At 71.0% G+C, this 14,709-nt stretch carries 12 protein-coding genes and 1 pseudogene; 10 read left to right on the top strand and 3 right to left on the bottom strand.

Features of this window, described 5'->3' with window-relative positions; translation table 11 throughout:
* The 9 genes from M0P34_RS06575 to M0P34_RS06535 all read left to right on the top strand — a co-directional run.
* The coding region (locus M0P34_RS06575; RefSeq protein ID WP_291497646.1) for a phosphoribosyltransferase family protein at positions 1-228 on the top strand (228 nt) is incomplete at its 5' end.
* 99 nt (positions 229-327) lie between these two features.
* Positions 328-639, top strand: a complete 312-nt coding sequence (gene rplU, locus M0P34_RS06570; RefSeq protein WP_291497644.1) for a 50S ribosomal protein L21 — start codon at positions 328-330, stop codon at positions 637-639.
* Positions 640-657: 18 nt separating this feature from the next.
* Positions 658-921 carry a 50S ribosomal protein L27 gene (gene rpmA / locus M0P34_RS06565; protein WP_291497642.1) on the top strand — a complete coding sequence of 88 codons (264 nt, stop codon included), beginning with the start codon at positions 658-660 and terminating at the stop codon, positions 919-921.
* A 72-nt stretch (positions 922-993) separates the two neighbouring features.
* Positions 994-2,124 carry a GTPase ObgE gene (gene obgE, locus M0P34_RS06560; protein ID WP_366062163.1) on the top strand — a complete coding sequence of 377 codons (1,131 nt, stop codon included), beginning with the start codon at positions 994-996 and terminating at the stop codon, positions 2,122-2,124.
* 106 nt (positions 2,125-2,230) lie between these two features.
* Positions 2,231-3,367, top strand: coding sequence for a glutamate 5-kinase (proB, locus tag M0P34_RS06555; RefSeq protein WP_291497640.1), 1,137 nt, complete (start codon positions 2,231-2,233; stop codon positions 3,365-3,367).
* Between the two features lie 86 nt (positions 3,368-3,453).
* Positions 3,454-4,305 carry a YitT family protein gene (locus M0P34_RS06550; protein WP_291497638.1) on the top strand — a complete coding sequence of 284 codons (852 nt, stop codon included), beginning with the start codon at positions 3,454-3,456 and terminating at the stop codon, positions 4,303-4,305.
* Positions 4,305-5,123, top strand: coding sequence for an SAM-dependent chlorinase/fluorinase (locus M0P34_RS06545; RefSeq protein ID WP_291497636.1), 819 nt, complete (start codon positions 4,305-4,307; stop codon positions 5,121-5,123). Before M0P34_RS06550 ends, M0P34_RS06545 begins: the two co-directional genes overlap by 1 nt.
* Positions 5,120-5,881 carry an adenosylcobinamide-GDP ribazoletransferase gene (locus M0P34_RS06540; RefSeq protein WP_291497634.1) on the top strand — a complete coding sequence of 254 codons (762 nt, stop codon included), beginning with the start codon at positions 5,120-5,122 and terminating at the stop codon, positions 5,879-5,881. The genes M0P34_RS06545 and M0P34_RS06540 overlap by 4 nt, the downstream gene beginning before the upstream one ends.
* A 33-nt stretch (positions 5,882-5,914) precedes the next feature.
* Positions 5,915-6,784: a DMT family transporter gene (locus tag M0P34_RS06535; protein ID WP_291497632.1), complete on the top strand. Its 870-nt coding sequence runs from the start codon at positions 5,915-5,917 to the stop codon at positions 6,782-6,784.
* Positions 6,785-6,832: 48 nt separating this feature from the next.
* Here M0P34_RS06535 and M0P34_RS06530 read toward each other — a convergent pair whose 3' ends face one another.
* A complete protein-coding gene (locus M0P34_RS06530; protein ID WP_291497630.1) occupies positions 6,833-8,530 on the bottom strand; it encodes a glutamine--tRNA ligase/YqeY domain fusion protein in 1,698 nt (565 codons plus the stop codon).
* 421 nt (positions 8,531-8,951) lie between these two features.
* Between M0P34_RS06530 and M0P34_RS06525 the strand changes: the two genes are divergently transcribed.
* Complete coding sequence (locus tag M0P34_RS06525) at positions 8,952-11,555, top strand: EAL domain-containing protein (RefSeq protein ID WP_291497628.1); 2,604 nt, start codon at positions 8,952-8,954, stop codon at positions 11,553-11,555.
* Between the two features lie 113 nt (positions 11,556-11,668).
* On the opposite strand, the gene alaS is transcribed toward M0P34_RS06525, so the two are convergent.
* Together alaS and M0P34_RS06515 are read right to left on the bottom strand one after the other, a co-directional pair.
* Positions 11,669-14,317 carry an alanine--tRNA ligase gene (gene alaS / locus M0P34_RS06520; RefSeq protein ID WP_291497626.1) on the bottom strand — a complete coding sequence of 883 codons (2,649 nt, stop codon included), beginning with the start codon at positions 14,315-14,317 and terminating at the stop codon, positions 11,669-11,671.
* 115 nt (positions 14,318-14,432) lie between these two features.
* A pseudogene (locus tag M0P34_RS06515) lies at positions 14,433-14,709 on the bottom strand (DNA recombination/repair protein RecA); the annotation flags it as partial.

Genomic DNA, 14,709 nt, shown 5'->3' with positions numbered 1-14,709 from the left:
GTGCGCCACACCGTGCCCCAGGCGACCCTGGACGCAGCCCGGCGGCGCGAGAACGTGCGCGGGGCCTTCGCCGCCGAGGCCGGGGCCCTGGCCGGGCGGCGGGTGCTGCTGGTGGACGACGTGATGACCACCGGCGGCACACTGGAGGAATGCGCGCGGACCATGCGCCGCGCCGGGGCCGCCGGGGTGGTCGTCCTGGTGCTGGCGCGCACGGCCGACGGGCGCTAGAGCCCGCCCCGGACGCCGGGCGCCCTTTTCGCGACGAAAGGCTTGACTTCCCCCCGCGAAGTCAAGTACAAGCCCTTTCTCTTTCTTTGGAGGTATCTCATGTACGCGATCATCGAGACGGGCGGCAAGCAGTTCCGGGTTGAGGAAGGCCGCACCATCAAGGTTCAGAAACTTCAGGCCGAGGCCGGCTCTGAGGTTGTCATGGATAAGGTTCTGCTCGTCGGCCAGGGCGCCGGCGTGACCGTGGGTCAGCCCTATGTGGGCTCGGCCAAGGTCGCCTGCGAGGTGGTGGAGCACGGCCGCGACAAGAAGATCGTGGTCTTCCACAAGCGCCGCCGCAAGGACAGCATGAAGAAGCAGGGTCACCGGCAGGACTACACCGCCATCAAGATCAAATCCATCACGGCCTAGGCGCCGGGGGAGGCAGATATGGCTCATAAAAAAGCAGGCGGAAGCTCCAGGAACGGACGCGACAGCGCCGGACAACGCCGTGGCGTCAAGCGCTTCGGCGGCCAGGAGGTCCTGGCTGGCAACATTCTCGTGCGCCAGCTCGGCACCAAGTTCCACCCCGGCGTCAACGTCGGGCTGGGCAAGGACTACACCCTCTTCGCCCTGGTGGACGGCACCGTGAAGTTCGAGAAGTTCACCCGCAAGAAGAAGGTCCGCACCCGCGTGAGCGTGGTTCCCGCGTAAGCGCCGGGCTCGGAAAATCTCCGGGGCGGATCGCGCGAGAGCGCTGTCCGCCCCTTTTTCTTTGGAGTCGCCATGCGTTTCGTGGACGAAGCAACCATCACCGTGCGCTCGGGGCACGGAGGGCACGGATGCGTGTCCTTCCGGCGCGAGGCCCATGTGCCCAAGGGCGGGCCCGACGGCGGCAACGGCGGCAAGGGCGGGGACGTGATCTTTCGCGCCTCGGACAAGCTGCTGACCCTGTACGATTTCCGCCTCAAGCGGCTCTACGAGGCCCGCAACGGCCAGCCCGGCATGGGCCGCCAGCGCCACGGCAAGAACGCCGAGGACCTGGTCATCGACGTGCCCGTGGGCACCCTGCTCTACCGCCTGGACACCCCCGAGGACCAGGAACCAGACGCCGGGGACGCCCCGCGCGGCAGCGGCGGCGAGACCCTGGTGGCCGACCTCACCGAGCCGGGCCGCGAGGTGGTGCTGTGCCGCGGCGGGCGCGGCGGCATGGGCAACGAGCACTTCAAGACCTCCACCATGCGCACCCCGCGCTTCGCCCAGCCCGGCGAGGACGGCGAGGAAATGACCCTGCGCCTGGAGCTGAAGGTCATCGCCCACGCCGGACTGCTGGGCCTGCCCAACGCGGGCAAGTCCACCTTCCTGTCGCATGTGAGCGCCGCGCGGCCCAAGATCGCGCCCTACCCCTTCACCACCCTGGTGCCCAACCTCGGCGTGCTGCTCTCGGACATGGGCGAGCACTTCGTGGTGGCCGACATCCCCGGGCTCATCGAGGGCGCCCACCTGGGCCAGGGCCTGGGGCACCGCTTCCTGCGCCATGTGGAGCGGACCCTGTTCCTGGTCCACCTGCTCGGCGCCGAGGAGCTGGACCAGGACGACCCCTTCGCCGGGTTCGCCCTGCTCAACGACGAGCTGGCCCGCTACAGCCCGGAGCTGGGCGCCAAAAAGCAGCTTGAGGTGGTCAACAAGATTGATGTACTCCCCCCCGAAAGGCTGGAGGAGCTGACCCGGCGGGCCCGGACCGAGGGCCGCGAGGTGTTCTTCATCTCCGCGCTGACCGGCCAGGGCGTGGACCGCCTGCTGGCGGCCATGTGGCGGCTGTTCCGCGCCGGGCAGGCCCGGGGCGGCCCCGGGGCCGAAGCCCCGCAGGCGCCCGGGGCGCCGGACCCGGCCCCCGGGGCCGGGCCGGACGCATAGCCCGCACCGCACCGCGCGCCAGCGCGGCACGGGCCTCCCGCCGCCGGAACTTTTCCGCGCCGACCCTCATCCCCGCGCGCCAGCGCGGCATGGCGGAGCCAAGGTCATGGACTGGAAGCAGGAACGCGAACACGCGATGCGCACCGCCCGCCGGGTGGTGATCAAGGTCGGCAGCGCCGTGCTGACCACGCCCCGGGGCCTGGACATGCGCGTGGTCAACCGCCTGGCCGACCAGATGGCCGGGCTGCACGACCGGGGCCTGGAGCTGGTGCTGGTGTCCTCGGGGGCCGTGGCCGCCGGGCGCCGCGCCGTGCAGGGCGAGCTGTCGGGCCTGCCCGCGCGCCAGGCCGCCTCCGCCGTGGGCCAGGGGCGGCTCATGCACGCCTACGACGAGGCCTTCGGGCGCTACGGCTGCGTCACGGCCCAGATCCTGCTGACCCTGGACGACCTGCGCAGCCGCAAGCGTTTCCTCAACGCCCTGAACACCTTCCGCACCCTGCTGGACTGGCGCGTGGTGCCCATCGTCAACGAGAACGACACCGTGGCCGTGCAGGAGCTGGAATTCGGCGACAACGACGCCCTGGGCAGCCTGGTGGTCAACCTCGTGGACGCCGACCTGTTCGTGAACCTGACCTCCGCCGGGGGCGTTTTCGACGCCAACCCCGCCACCAACCCCGACGCGCGCCAGATCGAATGCGTCGAGGACATTTGCGGCCTGGACCTGGACGCCATGTGCAGCGGCAAGACCACCGACGGCACCGGGGGCATGTATTCCAAGCTCCTGGCGGCGCGGCGAGTGGCCCAGCTCGGGGTGCCCACGCTGATCCTGTCGGGGCGCGAGTTCTTCGGGCTCCAGCGCGCCTTCGACGGCGAAGCCCTGGGCACATGGGTCCGCCCGGCGGGCAAGCGCATCTCGCACCGCAAGTTCTGGCTGGCCTACAACAACAAGCCCGCCGGAAGCATCGTGGTCGACGCGGGCGCGGCCAGGGCCCTGGCCGACCAGGGCAAGAGCCTTTTGCCCGCGGGCATCCGCGAGGTGGAGGGCTCCTTCGGGGCCGGGGCGCTGGTGCGCATCGTCACCGAGGGCGGCAAGGCCGTGGCCGTGGGCCTGACCAACTACAAGGCCGCCGACCTGCGGCGCATCATGGGCCACAAGAGCGCTGCCATCGCCGAGCTGCTGGGCTCGTGCCCCTACCCCGAAGCCGTACACCGCGACAACATGCTGCCCGACGCGGCGCTCTAGCGCCGCCGCCCCGGGCCGGACCCGATTCGGCCGCCGGGCTTGCCCCCGGGCGGGGTTTCGCTACAATGCCCCCGGGAGGCTTCCTCATGCGCGACTTTTCGCTCTCCGTCTGGTGGAACGCGGCGCTCATCACCCTGGGCGCCGCGCTGTGCGGCTATAGTGTCAAGGCCCTGGCCGTGCCCCACGAATTCGTGGCCGGCGGGGTCTCGGGGCTGGCCCTGCTGGCCTACTACCTCACCAACACCCTGACCCCCGGGATCTGGGTGGCCCTCTGGTCGGTGCCGGTTTTCGCCCTGGGCTGGTTCGCCGTGAGCCGCCGCTTTTTCTTCTACAGCCTCTACGGCATGGCCGTCATGGTCCTGTTCATGGAGCTGTGCACCACCCCCGCACCCGTGAGCGACCCCATGCTCGCGGCCCTGGCCTCGGGGGCCGTCTCCGGGGCGGGAACGGGCATCGCCCTGCGCACCATGGGCTCCCTGGGCGGGCTGGACATCATCGCCGTGGCCCTGAACCAGCGCTTCAGCCTGCGCATGGGCTCGGTGACCTTCGTCTTCAACGGCCTGCTCTTCCTGGCGGCCATGTTCATCCTCGACGTGGACCGCGCCCTGTACTCCGTGGCCATGGTCTTCGTCGCGGCCCAGGCCATGGAATACTTCCTGGGCATGTTCAACCAGCGCAAGTTCGCCATCATCATCTCCGACAAGAGCGACGAGGTCGCCGAGGCGGTCATGCACCACCTCAAGCGCGGCGCCACCATCCTGCACGGGCGCGGCGCCTTCACCGGCAAGCGCAAGAAGGTGCTGCTCACGGCGGTGAACAACATCCAGGTCAAGCGCCTGGAGGAGGCCGTCTACTCCGTGGACCCCGACGCCTTCACCATCATCGGCTCGGCCCTGAACGTCCTGGGCCACCGGTTCTCGCGGCGCAAGGTCTACTGATGCCCGGCCCCGTCGCCCTGCTCACGGACTTCGGCTGCGCCGACCCCTACGCGGGGCAGCTGCGCGGCGCCCTGGCCGCCCTGGCGCCCGGGCTGACGGTCATCGACCTGAGCCACGGCGTGGAGCCCTTCAACGTGGCCCAGGGCGCCTTTTTCCTGGCCGCCAGCCTGGAGCACTTTCCCGTGGGCACGGTCTTCCTGGCCGTGGTGGATCCCGGGGTGGGCGGCCCCCGGCGCCTGCTGGCCCTTTGCGCCGCCGGGCGCACCGTCCTTGCCCCGGACAACGGCCTGGCCGGGCTGGTTCTTGCCCGCCACCCGGGGGCCCCGGTCTTCGACCTGTCGGCCCATGCCCTGGGCGCCGCCTCGCACACCTTCCACGGCCGCGACGTGCTGGCGCCGCTGGCCGCGCGCCTGGCCCGGGGCGAGGCCGCGCGCGCCCTGGGCCCGGCCCTGGATCCCGCGGCCCTGGTCCGCCCGGACTGGACCTGCCCCGCGCGCGAGGCCACGCCGGACGGCAGCCGCATCCTGGCCGCCGTGATCCATGTGGACCGCTTCGGCAACTGCGTGCTGAACCTGGAGGCCCGGGCCTGGGGGCCGACCCTGCGCGCCGCCGCCCTCACGGCCCGGGCCCAGGGCGGCCCGGCCCTGGACGCGCGCGCCGTGCGCGCCTACGCCGAGCTGGCCCCGGGGGAGCTGGGGCTGCTGGCCGGCAGCCAGGGCTACCTGGAGCTGGCCTGCAACCAGGCCCCGGCCGCCCTGGCCCTGGGCGCGCGCTGCGCCGCCCCCCTGACCCTGACCCTGCCCGGAGTCCGCCCGTGAGATTCGCCTCCCCCCTGCTGGCCGCCCTGTCCTTTCTCTCGCGCCTGGGCCCCGCGCGGCTGTACGACGAGGCGACCCTGGCCGCCACGGTCAGGTATTTCCCCCTGGCCGGGGCCGTCATCGGCGCCCTGGCCACGGCCCCCTTCTGGCTCGGCCTCCTGCGCGGGCACCCCTGGCTCCAGGCCTGGCTGCTGCTGCTGCTCTCCCTCTGGCTCACCCGCGCCCTGCACTGGGACGGCTGGGCCGACGTGTTCGACGCCTGGGGCAGCGGCGCGCGGGGGGAACGCTTCTGGGAGGTGATGAAGGACAGCCGCCTGGGGGCCTTCGGGGCCGTGGCGCTGTTCATGGGCCTGGCGGGCCAGCTCTTCCTGCTACGCAACGCCCTGGAGGCCGGGGCCTTCGGGGCGGTGGCCTGGTCCTTCGTTCTCGGGCGCGGCACCTGCGCCGCCACGGCCTACATGGGCCGGGGGCTGGCGCGCGGCCAGGGCCTGGGGCGGACCTTCCTGGCCGGGGCCACCCCCTGGGCCCTGCTGCTGGTGGTGGCCCAGGTCCTGGCCCTGGGGCTGGCCGTGCAGCCCCGCGTGGCCCTGGCACCGGCCCTGGCCGTGGCCTTCCTGGGGGTGATCGAGCTGTCGGCCCTGGCCCGGCGCATGGGCGGCATGAACGGCGACATCCTCGGCGCCGCCGTGATCTGGGGCGAGCTGGCCGGGCTCATGGGCTACACCGCCGTCTCCGGCCTGCCCCTGCTCCCGTATTGACGCCCGGGCCGGGCGGGCGCACACTGCGGCGCCATGCGCGTCCACCTCAAGCTCGCCGCCGCCGCCACCCTGTGGGGCGGAACCTTCGTCTGCGGACGGATCGTCGCCCCGCACCTGGGGCCGCTTTCCACCAGCTTTCTGCGCTTTTTCGTGGCCTCGGCCTGCCTGCTGTGGCTGCTGCTGCGCCACGAGGGCGGGCTGCCGCGCATGAGCCCGCGGACCCTGGCCGGGGTCGGCCTGCTGGGGCTCACGGGCGTCTTCGCCTACAACATCTTCTTCTTCAACGGATTGCAGACCGTGCCCGCCGGGCGCGCGGCCGCCATCATCGCGGCCAACCCGGTGGTCATCGCCCTGGGGGCGGCCCTGTTCCTGGGCGAGCGGCTGACGGCCCCAAGGGGCCTTGGCATCGCCCTGTCGGTGAGCGGGGCGGTGTTCATCCTCTCCCACGGCGCACCCCTCGAGCTGCTGGCCCACGGCGTGGGCCGGGGCGACCTGTTCATCCTCGGCTGCGTGGCGAGCTGGTCGGCCTATTCCCTGCTGGGCAAGCTTGTGATGGGCAGGCTCTCGGCCCTGGCCTCGGTGGCCCTGTCGTGCTGCGCGGGGACGCTGTTCCTGCTGCCCGGGGCCCTGGCCGAGGGCCTGGCGGGCGACCTGGGCCGGATCGGCCCGCCCGTCTGGGGCTGCATCCTCTACCTGGGCCTGCTGGGCACGGTGGCGGGGTTCACCTGGTTCTACGAGGGCGTGCGGGCCATCGGCGCCGCGCGGGCCGCGGTGTTCATCAACCTCGTGCCCGTGTCGGCGGCCCTGAGCGGCCTGCTGCTGCTGGGCGAGCCGGTGGATTCCGGACTGGCCCTGGGCGCGGCGATGGTTCTTGGCGGGGTCTGGCTGACCAACCGGGCCTGAGCTCCGGGCGCGGCCTCCGGCCTGGGCCGGGGGCCGCGCCCGGCGGCCTCAGCCCTTCTGGGCGATCTTGGCCCAGGTGTCGCGCAGGGTGGCGGTGCGGTTGAACACGGGCTTGCCGGGAACGGAGTCGGGGTCGGCGCAGAAATAGCCCATGCGCTCGAACTGGCAGCGCATCCCGGGCCGGACGGAAGCCAGCCCGGGCTCGAGCATGGCCTGGACCACGGCCAGGGATTCGGGGTTCAGGTTGTCCGTGAACTCGCCGCCCTCGGGCACGGTCATGGGGTCGTCGGTGGTGAACAGGCGGTCGTAGAGCCGGACCTCGGCGGGCACGGCGTGGGCGGCACTGACCCAGTGCAGGGTGCCCTTGACCTTGCGGCCGTCCTGGGACCAGCCGCCCCGGGTCTGCGGGTCGTAGGAGCAGCGCAGCTCGACGATCTCCCCGGAGTCGTCCTTCACCACGCCGGTGCAGGTCACATAGTAGGCGTAGCGCAGGCGCACCTCGGAGCCGGGCGACAGGCGGAAGAACTTCCTGGGCGGATCCTCCATGAAGTCCTCGCGCTCGATCCACAACTCGCGCGAGAAGGGCACCTTGCGCGAGCCCATGCCCGGGTCCTCGGGGTGGTAGGCCATGTCGAACTCCTCCTGCTGCCCCTCGGGGTAGTTCTCGATGACCACCTTCAAGGGGTTCAGCACGCCTATGACGCGCGGGGCCCGGGCGTTCAGGTCCTCGCGCAGGCAGTGTTCGAGCAGGGCGAACTCCACGGTGCTGTCGGCCTTGGCCACGCCGATGCGCTCGCAGAAGTCGCGCAGGGCCTCGGGGGTGTAGCCCCGGCGGCGCAGGCCGCTGATGGTCGGCATGCGCGGGTCGTCCCAGCCGCGCACGCGGCCCTCGCGCACGAGCTGGATCAGGCGGCGCTTGGAGAGCACGGTGCCGGTGATGTTCAGCCGCGCGAACTCGTACTGGCGCGGGCGGGGGTCGAAGCCCAGGGTGTCCAGGACCCAGTCGTACAGGGCGCGGTTGTTCTCGAACTCCAGGGTGCAGATGGAGTGGGTGATGCCCTCGATGGCGTCGGACAGGCAATGGGCGAAGTCGTACATCGGATAGATGCACCAGGCGTCGCCCGTGCGATGGTGGTGCGCGTGGCGGATGCGGTACAGGGTCGGGTCGCGCAGCACGACGTTGGGGTGGGCCATGTCGATCCTGGCGCGCAGGACGTAGCGGCCGTCCTCGAACTCCCCGGCGCGCATGCGCGCGAAGAGGTCCAGGCTCTCGGCAGCCGGGCGGTCGCGCCAGGGGCTGGGCGTGCCGGGGCTGGTCAGGGTGCCCCGGTTCCGGCGGATTTCGTCGGCGGTCTGCTCGTCCACATAGGCCTTGCCCATCTCGATGAGCCGCACGGCGAAGCCGTAGAGCCGCTCGAAGTAGTCCGAGGCGAAGAAATTGTTGGTCCAACGAAAGCCCAGCCACTGCACGTCCTCGCGGATGGACTCCACATACTCGACCTCTTCCTTGGTCGGGTTGGTGTCGTCGAAGCGCAGGTTGCAGGTTCCGCCGTATTCCTGGGCCAGCCCGAAGTTCAGGCAGATGGACTTGGCGTGGCCGATGTGCAGGTAGCCGTTGGGCTCGGGGGGGAACCGCGTGGCCACATGGTCCCAGGTGCCGTCGGCCAGGTGCTGGTCGACGATCTGGCGGATGAAGTGCCGGGGGGCTGCTGCCTGCGGAGCGGGGGCGGTGTTGTTCTCGGCCATGGGTGCGGTACCTCTGCGCTGTGTGATCGGGCGTGGGCGCCTTGTGCGCCGGCGCGGACTATGCCACGAAACCCGGCGCCGCGCCAGTGCCGCGCGCGGGGGCGCGCCGCCGGGGATACGGAAAACGCATCGGGCGGTCAAACCCTTCCGCGCCGCCGGAAAACCAATTGCATCCCCGGGCGGTCTGTTTTGGGCCAAGCAAAAACAACTATGGATTATTCCAAACAAATGCGGTAGGGCGAAGAGCTGTGGCGCACAACTCGCACCGCCCGGACTTGCTGGCGTTCCGGCACGGGCTTGTGCCCGATGCGTCCCACCCGCCGGAGGAAAGCGGTATTTCCCCTTGCGGGAGCTTCGCATCCGCCCAGTCCCCGGGGCGCATTCCCCCCGGGGCGGCACCATCAGCCTTCCGGATGGACCGATGACAGGCAAGCGGCACACGACAGATCCCGTTGCTTCCGCCCCCGCGCCGGAACCGGCCTCCTGCGCGCAGGAGCTGGCGGCGGCCCTGGAGCGCAGTCCGGCCCTGGTGTTGCTCGTCAACGCGCAGGGCGCGACGCGCTACGCCAGCCCCGCCATGCGGGCCCTGGCCCCGGCCGGGCTGGAGGCCCTCGACTTTTCGCGCACCCCCCTGGGCAGCGCCCGGGGGCTGCTGGACGAGGTGGTCGGCGCCGGACGGCCCTGGGCCGGGGAGCTGCCCGTGGACCACGGCGCCCAGCGGCTTTGGCTGCGGGCCTCGTTCACGCCCCTGCCCCAGGCCGGGGCGGCCCTGGGCCTGTTCGAGGACGCCACCGCCGTACACCGCGCCGAGCAGGCCCACCGCCGCAGCGAAACCCTGCTCACCGTGCTCTACCGCATCTCCAACACCGTGCACGTCACCCGCGACCTGCCGGACCTGTACGCCGCCATCCACGCCATCCTGCGCGACGTGATCGACGCCACCAACTTCTTCATCGCCCTGGTGGACGCCGAGGGCGACCGGCTGGGCTTCCCCTATTTCGAAGACACCGTGGACCGCCAGGCCTACGACATCGACAACATCTCCGACCCGGGCACCCGGAGCCTGTCCCTGGAGGTCATCCGCTCGGGCCGGCCGCTGCTGGTGCGCAAGGACGAACTGGGCGCCCTGTTCCCCGGCCACCCGGGGGCCGGGGTCGTGGGCACGGCGGCGGAGATATGGCTCGGCGTGCCCCTGGTGGTGGAGGGCAAGATCATCGGCGTCATGGCCGTGCAGGACTACGACGACCCCGAGCACTACGGGCAGCGCGAAGTCCACCTGATGACGGCCATTTCCGAACAGGTGGCCATGGCCATCGAGCGCAAGCGCATGGAACAGGCCCTGCGCCGCTCCGAGCGGCGCTACCGCACGGTCTCCGACTCGGCCTTCAACATGGAGACCTGGCGCGGCCCCGACGGCTCGCTGCTCTACGTCTCGCCCTCGTGCCAGCGCATCACCGGCTATTCGCCCGAGGCGTTCATGAAGACCCCGGACCTCATGGAGCAGATCATCCACCGCGACGACCTGCCCCTGTGGCGCGCCTTCGTGGCGGCGCCGTGCGACAACGCCGGGGAGAGCCTGGATTTCCGCATCTTCCGCGAGGACGGGCGCATGCACTGGCTCTCGGCGGTCAGCCAGGGCGTCACCGACGACGACGGCACCTGCCTGGGCCAGCGGTGCAGCCTGCGCGACATCACCGACCAAAGGACCATGGAAAAGCAGCTGCGCTACGAGAGCCTGCACGACTCGCTCACCGGGCTGGCCAACCGCTTCCTGTGCCTGGACCGCATCCGCCAGACCATGGAGCGCTCCAAGCGCCGCGACAACCACTTCTTCGCCCTGGCGTTCCTGGACATCGACCGCTTCCGCGTGGTCAACGACAGCCTGGGGCACCAGGTCGGCGACGCCCTGCTGCGCGAGGTCAGCTACCGGCTGCTGCGTTGCGTACGCAGCCTGGACACCGTGTCGCGCTACGCGGGCGACGAGTATGTCATCGTCTTCGACGAGCTGGTCTCCCCGCGCGAGGCCATCGGCGTGGTCAAGCGCATCCGCCAGGTGCTGGCCGAGCCCTTCCACCTGGGCGACCACGAAATCCGCATCACCGTGAGCATCGGCATCGTGCTGGCGCCCACGCCGGACCTGGCCCCCGAGGCCGTGCTGCAAAACGCCAACATCGCCATGCACCACGCCATCCGCGCCGGGGGCAACCGGATGAAGGTCTTCAACCCGCGCATGTTCCAGCTCGCCGTGGAGGCCATGACCCTGGAACGCGACCTGCGCCGGGGCATCGAGCGCGACGAGTTCTTCCTGCAATACCAGCCCATCGTCAGCCTGCGCGACGACAGGCTCATCGGCTTCGAGGCCCTGGTGCGCTGGAGCCACCCCGTGCGCGGGGTGCTCTCGCCGGGGCTGTTCATCCCCGCCGCCGAGGAGTCCGGGCACATCATCGACCTCGGGCTGATCATCCTGCGCAAGGCCTGCGCGACCATGGCCCACTGGCTGGCCCGCTATCCCGGGCAGGACCACCTGCACATGTCCGTGAACCTGTCGCCGCGCCAGTTCTCCCAGCAGACCCTCGTGGAGCAGATCACCTGCATCCTGGACGAGTCGCACCTCGCGCCGCGCCACCTGAAGCTCGAAATCACCGAGTCCACCATCATGGACAACGCCGAGGGCGCCCTGTCCATGCTGCGCCGCCTCAAGTCCCTGGGCATCAAGCTGTCCATCGACGACTTCGGCACGGGCTACTCCTCCCTGTCCTACCTCCAGAAGTTCCCCGTGGACACCCTCAAGGTCGACCGTTCCTTCATCTGCGACATGGCCCGCAACGCCGAGAACACGGCCATCGTCCGCGCCGTGGTCGTGCTGGCCAAGAGCATGGGCCTGGACGTGGTGGCCGAGGGCGTGGAAGACCCCGAGCAGATGACCCTGCTGCGCGGGCTGGACTGCGACAACGTGCAGGGCTTCCTCTTCTCGCGGCCCCTGGACACCGACTCCGCGGGCGCCCTGCTGGACCTCCCGGCCTGAGCCCGGGCGCGGGCGCCCCCGGCCCGCAGGGCAAAACAACGTCCCCCGGGGCGGGCCACAGCCCGCCCCGGGGGACGTGTCTTGGCGAGGGGCCCGGGCCCGGGCCGCCCGGCTCAGTCGCCCTGGATCAGCGCCCGCAGGGCGGCGAAGGCGGCGGGGATGCCCGCCGGATTGGTGCCGCCGGACTGGGCCATGTCGGGCCGGCCGCCGCCGGAGCCGCCGATTTCCGCAGCCACGGGGCGGATGAGCGCCGGGGCGGTGAACCGCCCGTGCAGGTCCTTGGACACGGCGACGATGAGGCTGACCTTGCCCTCGGCCTCGCAGGCCAGGGCGATGACGCTGTTCGAGTCCAGGCGCGAGCGCACGTCGTCCATCATGGAGCGCAGGGCGCCCATGTTGGGGGCCGCGGTCTTCACGGCCAGAAGGCGCACGCCGCCCACGGTTTCCACGGCGTCGAGGATGTCCCCGGCGGGCCCGGCGGCCGCGGCCTGGGTGGCGGCCTTCTCCAGGTCCTTGCGCAGGGCCTTGACCTCCTTTTGCAGGACGCGGACGCGCTCGGGGGCCTCCTGGGGCTTGGCGCGCAGCAGCTCGGCGACCTGGGCCAGGGCCTCGCGCTGGGTACGCAGGAACTCCAGGGCGTTGTGCCCGGTGGCGCCCTCGATGCGGCGCACCCCGGCGGCCACGCCCGACTCGGAAAGGATCACGAAGGGCCCGGCCTGCCCGGTGGCGCGCAGGTGGGTGCCGCCGCACAGCTCCATAGACACGCCGGGCACGCGCACCACGCGCACGCGCTCGGCGTATTTCTCGCCGAACAGGGCCACGGCGCCCTCGGCCACGGCGGCGGCGTGGTCCATCTCGCGCACGTCCACGGCGGTGTCGGCCAGCACGGCCGCGTTGACCAGGGCCTCCACGCGGACAATCTCCTCGGGGGTCATGGCGCTGATGTGCTGGAAGTCGAAGCGCAGGCGGTCGGGGCCCACCAGGGAGCCCGCCTGCTTGACGTGCTCGCCGAGCACCGCGCGCAGGGCGGCGTGCAGCAGGTGGGTGGTGGTGTGGTTGCGCGCCGTGGCGGTGCGGGTGGCCTCGTCCACGGCAAGGTCCGCCTCCTGGTCGCGCAGCAGCTCGCCCTCGGCCACGGTGACGGCCTGCACGGTGAGCTGCGCCGAGGGTCGCAGGGTGTCGGTCACCACCGCCCTGCCACTCGGCGTGGCGATTTCACCAACGTCCCCCACCTGGCCACCGGATTCACCATAGAAAGGTGTCTTCGTCGCCACGACGTAGCCCTTCTGGCCCTTGGCCAACTTGTCCACGGGCAGGGCGGCCTCGTCCAGGAGCACAGCCAGGCGCGAGTGGGAGGTCAGGGCCTCGTAGCCGCAGAATTCCGTGCGCAGGCCCTCGGCCAGCAGGGGCTGGAAGCGGGTGGCCAGGTCCTTTTCGCCCGAGCCCTTCCAGGCGGCCTTGGCGCGCTCCTTCTGCTCGCGCATGCGGGCGTCGAAGCCCGCCTCATCCACGCCGAAGCCCTTGCGCTCGGCCACGTCGCGCACGATGTCCAGGGGGAAGCCGAAGGTGTCGTAAAGCTTGAAACAGACCTCGCCGGGCACGACGGCGACCCCGGCCCCGCCCAGGGCGGCCAGTTCCTCTTCCAGCAGGGCCAGGCCCTTGTCCAGGGTCTGGGCGAAGCGCTCCTCCTCCTCGCGCACCACGCGGACCATGAAGTCCGCGTTGCCGGCAAGCTCGGTGTAGTGCCCGCCCATGACCTCCACCACGCGCATGGCCGTGGCGTACAGGAAGGGCTCGGTGAGGCCGATGAGGCGGCCAAAGCGCAGGGCGCGGCGGATCAGGCGGCGCAGGACGTAGCCCCGGCCCTCGTTGGAGGGCAGGATGCCGTCGGCGACCATGAAGGCGATGGCCCGGCTGTGGTCGGCGATGACGCGCAGGGCGGTGTCGGTGTCCTCGCCCTGGCGGTAGGCCACCCCGGCGCGGGCGGCGGTGAACTGGATGAACTCCTGGAACAGGTCGGAGTCGTAGTTGGAGTGGACGCCCTGGCACACGGCGGCGATGCGCTCAAGGCCCATGCCGGTGTCGATGCTTGGGCGCGGCAGGGGCGTGCGCGTGCCGTCCTCGGCCTGGTCGTACTGCATGAACACGAGGTTCCAGACTTCCAGGAAACGGTCGCAGTCGCACTTGCCGATGCCGCAGCCCGGGCCGCAGCCGACCTCCTCGCCCTGGTCGTAGTGGATTTCGGAACAGGGGCCGCAGGGGCCGGTGTCGCCCATGGACCAGAAGTTGTCCTTCTCGCCCAGCCAGAAGATGCGCTCGGGGGCCACGCCCGCGACCTTCTGCCACAGCTCGGCGGCCTCGGTGTCGTCCTTGTAGACGGTGATGTACAGCCTGTCCTTGTCCAGCCCGAGCTCCCCGGTCAGGAAGCCCCAGGCCAGGCGGATGGCCTCCTCCTTGAAGTAGTCGCCGAAGGAGAAGTTGCCGAGCATTTCGAAGAATGTGTGGTGGCGCGCGGTGCGGCCCACGTTCTCCAGGTCGTTGTGCTTGCCGCCCACGCGCAGGCACTTCTGGGCCGTGGTGGCGCGCACGAAGTCGCGGCGCTCCTGGCCCAGGAAAATCTTCTTGAACTGGACCATGCCCGCGTTGGTGAACAGCAGGGACGGGTCGTCGCGCGGGATGAGCGCCGAGGACGACACCGGGGTGTGTCCGTTCCTCTCGAAATAATCCAGGAACCGTTGGCGGATTTCGTTGGCGGTGAGCACTGTGTGGCGTCTCCTTGAATTGGATTTCCGCGCCCCGGGGCGGCCGGAGCGCGGAAGAAAAAACTCGGGCCGGGCGCGCCGCGCCCCCGGCCGGTGGGATCGCCCGGCCGGGAGGCTAGTCCTGGTCGGCTCCGGCGTCCTCGATGTCGCCCTCCACGGCGGGGGCCACATACTCGTGCATGCCCAGGTGCTCCAGCAGCCTGGCCTCCACGGCGTCGCGCAGCTCGGTGTTCTCCTGGAGCATGGCCCGCACGTTCTCCTTGCCCTGGCCCAGGCGCTCGTCGCCGAAGGAGTACCACGCGCCGGACTTGTCGATGATCCCGGCGTCGGCGCCCATGTCGATCAGCTCGCCCTCGCGGGAGATGCCCGTACCGTAGATCACGTCGAAAATG

Source organism: Desulfocurvus sp., assembly GCF_023230885.1.
In the GTDB taxonomy this organism is placed as follows: domain Bacteria; phylum Desulfobacterota; class Desulfovibrionia; order Desulfovibrionales; family Desulfovibrionaceae; genus Desulfocurvus.
This window is presented reverse-complemented; position numbering and strand designations above follow the sequence as displayed.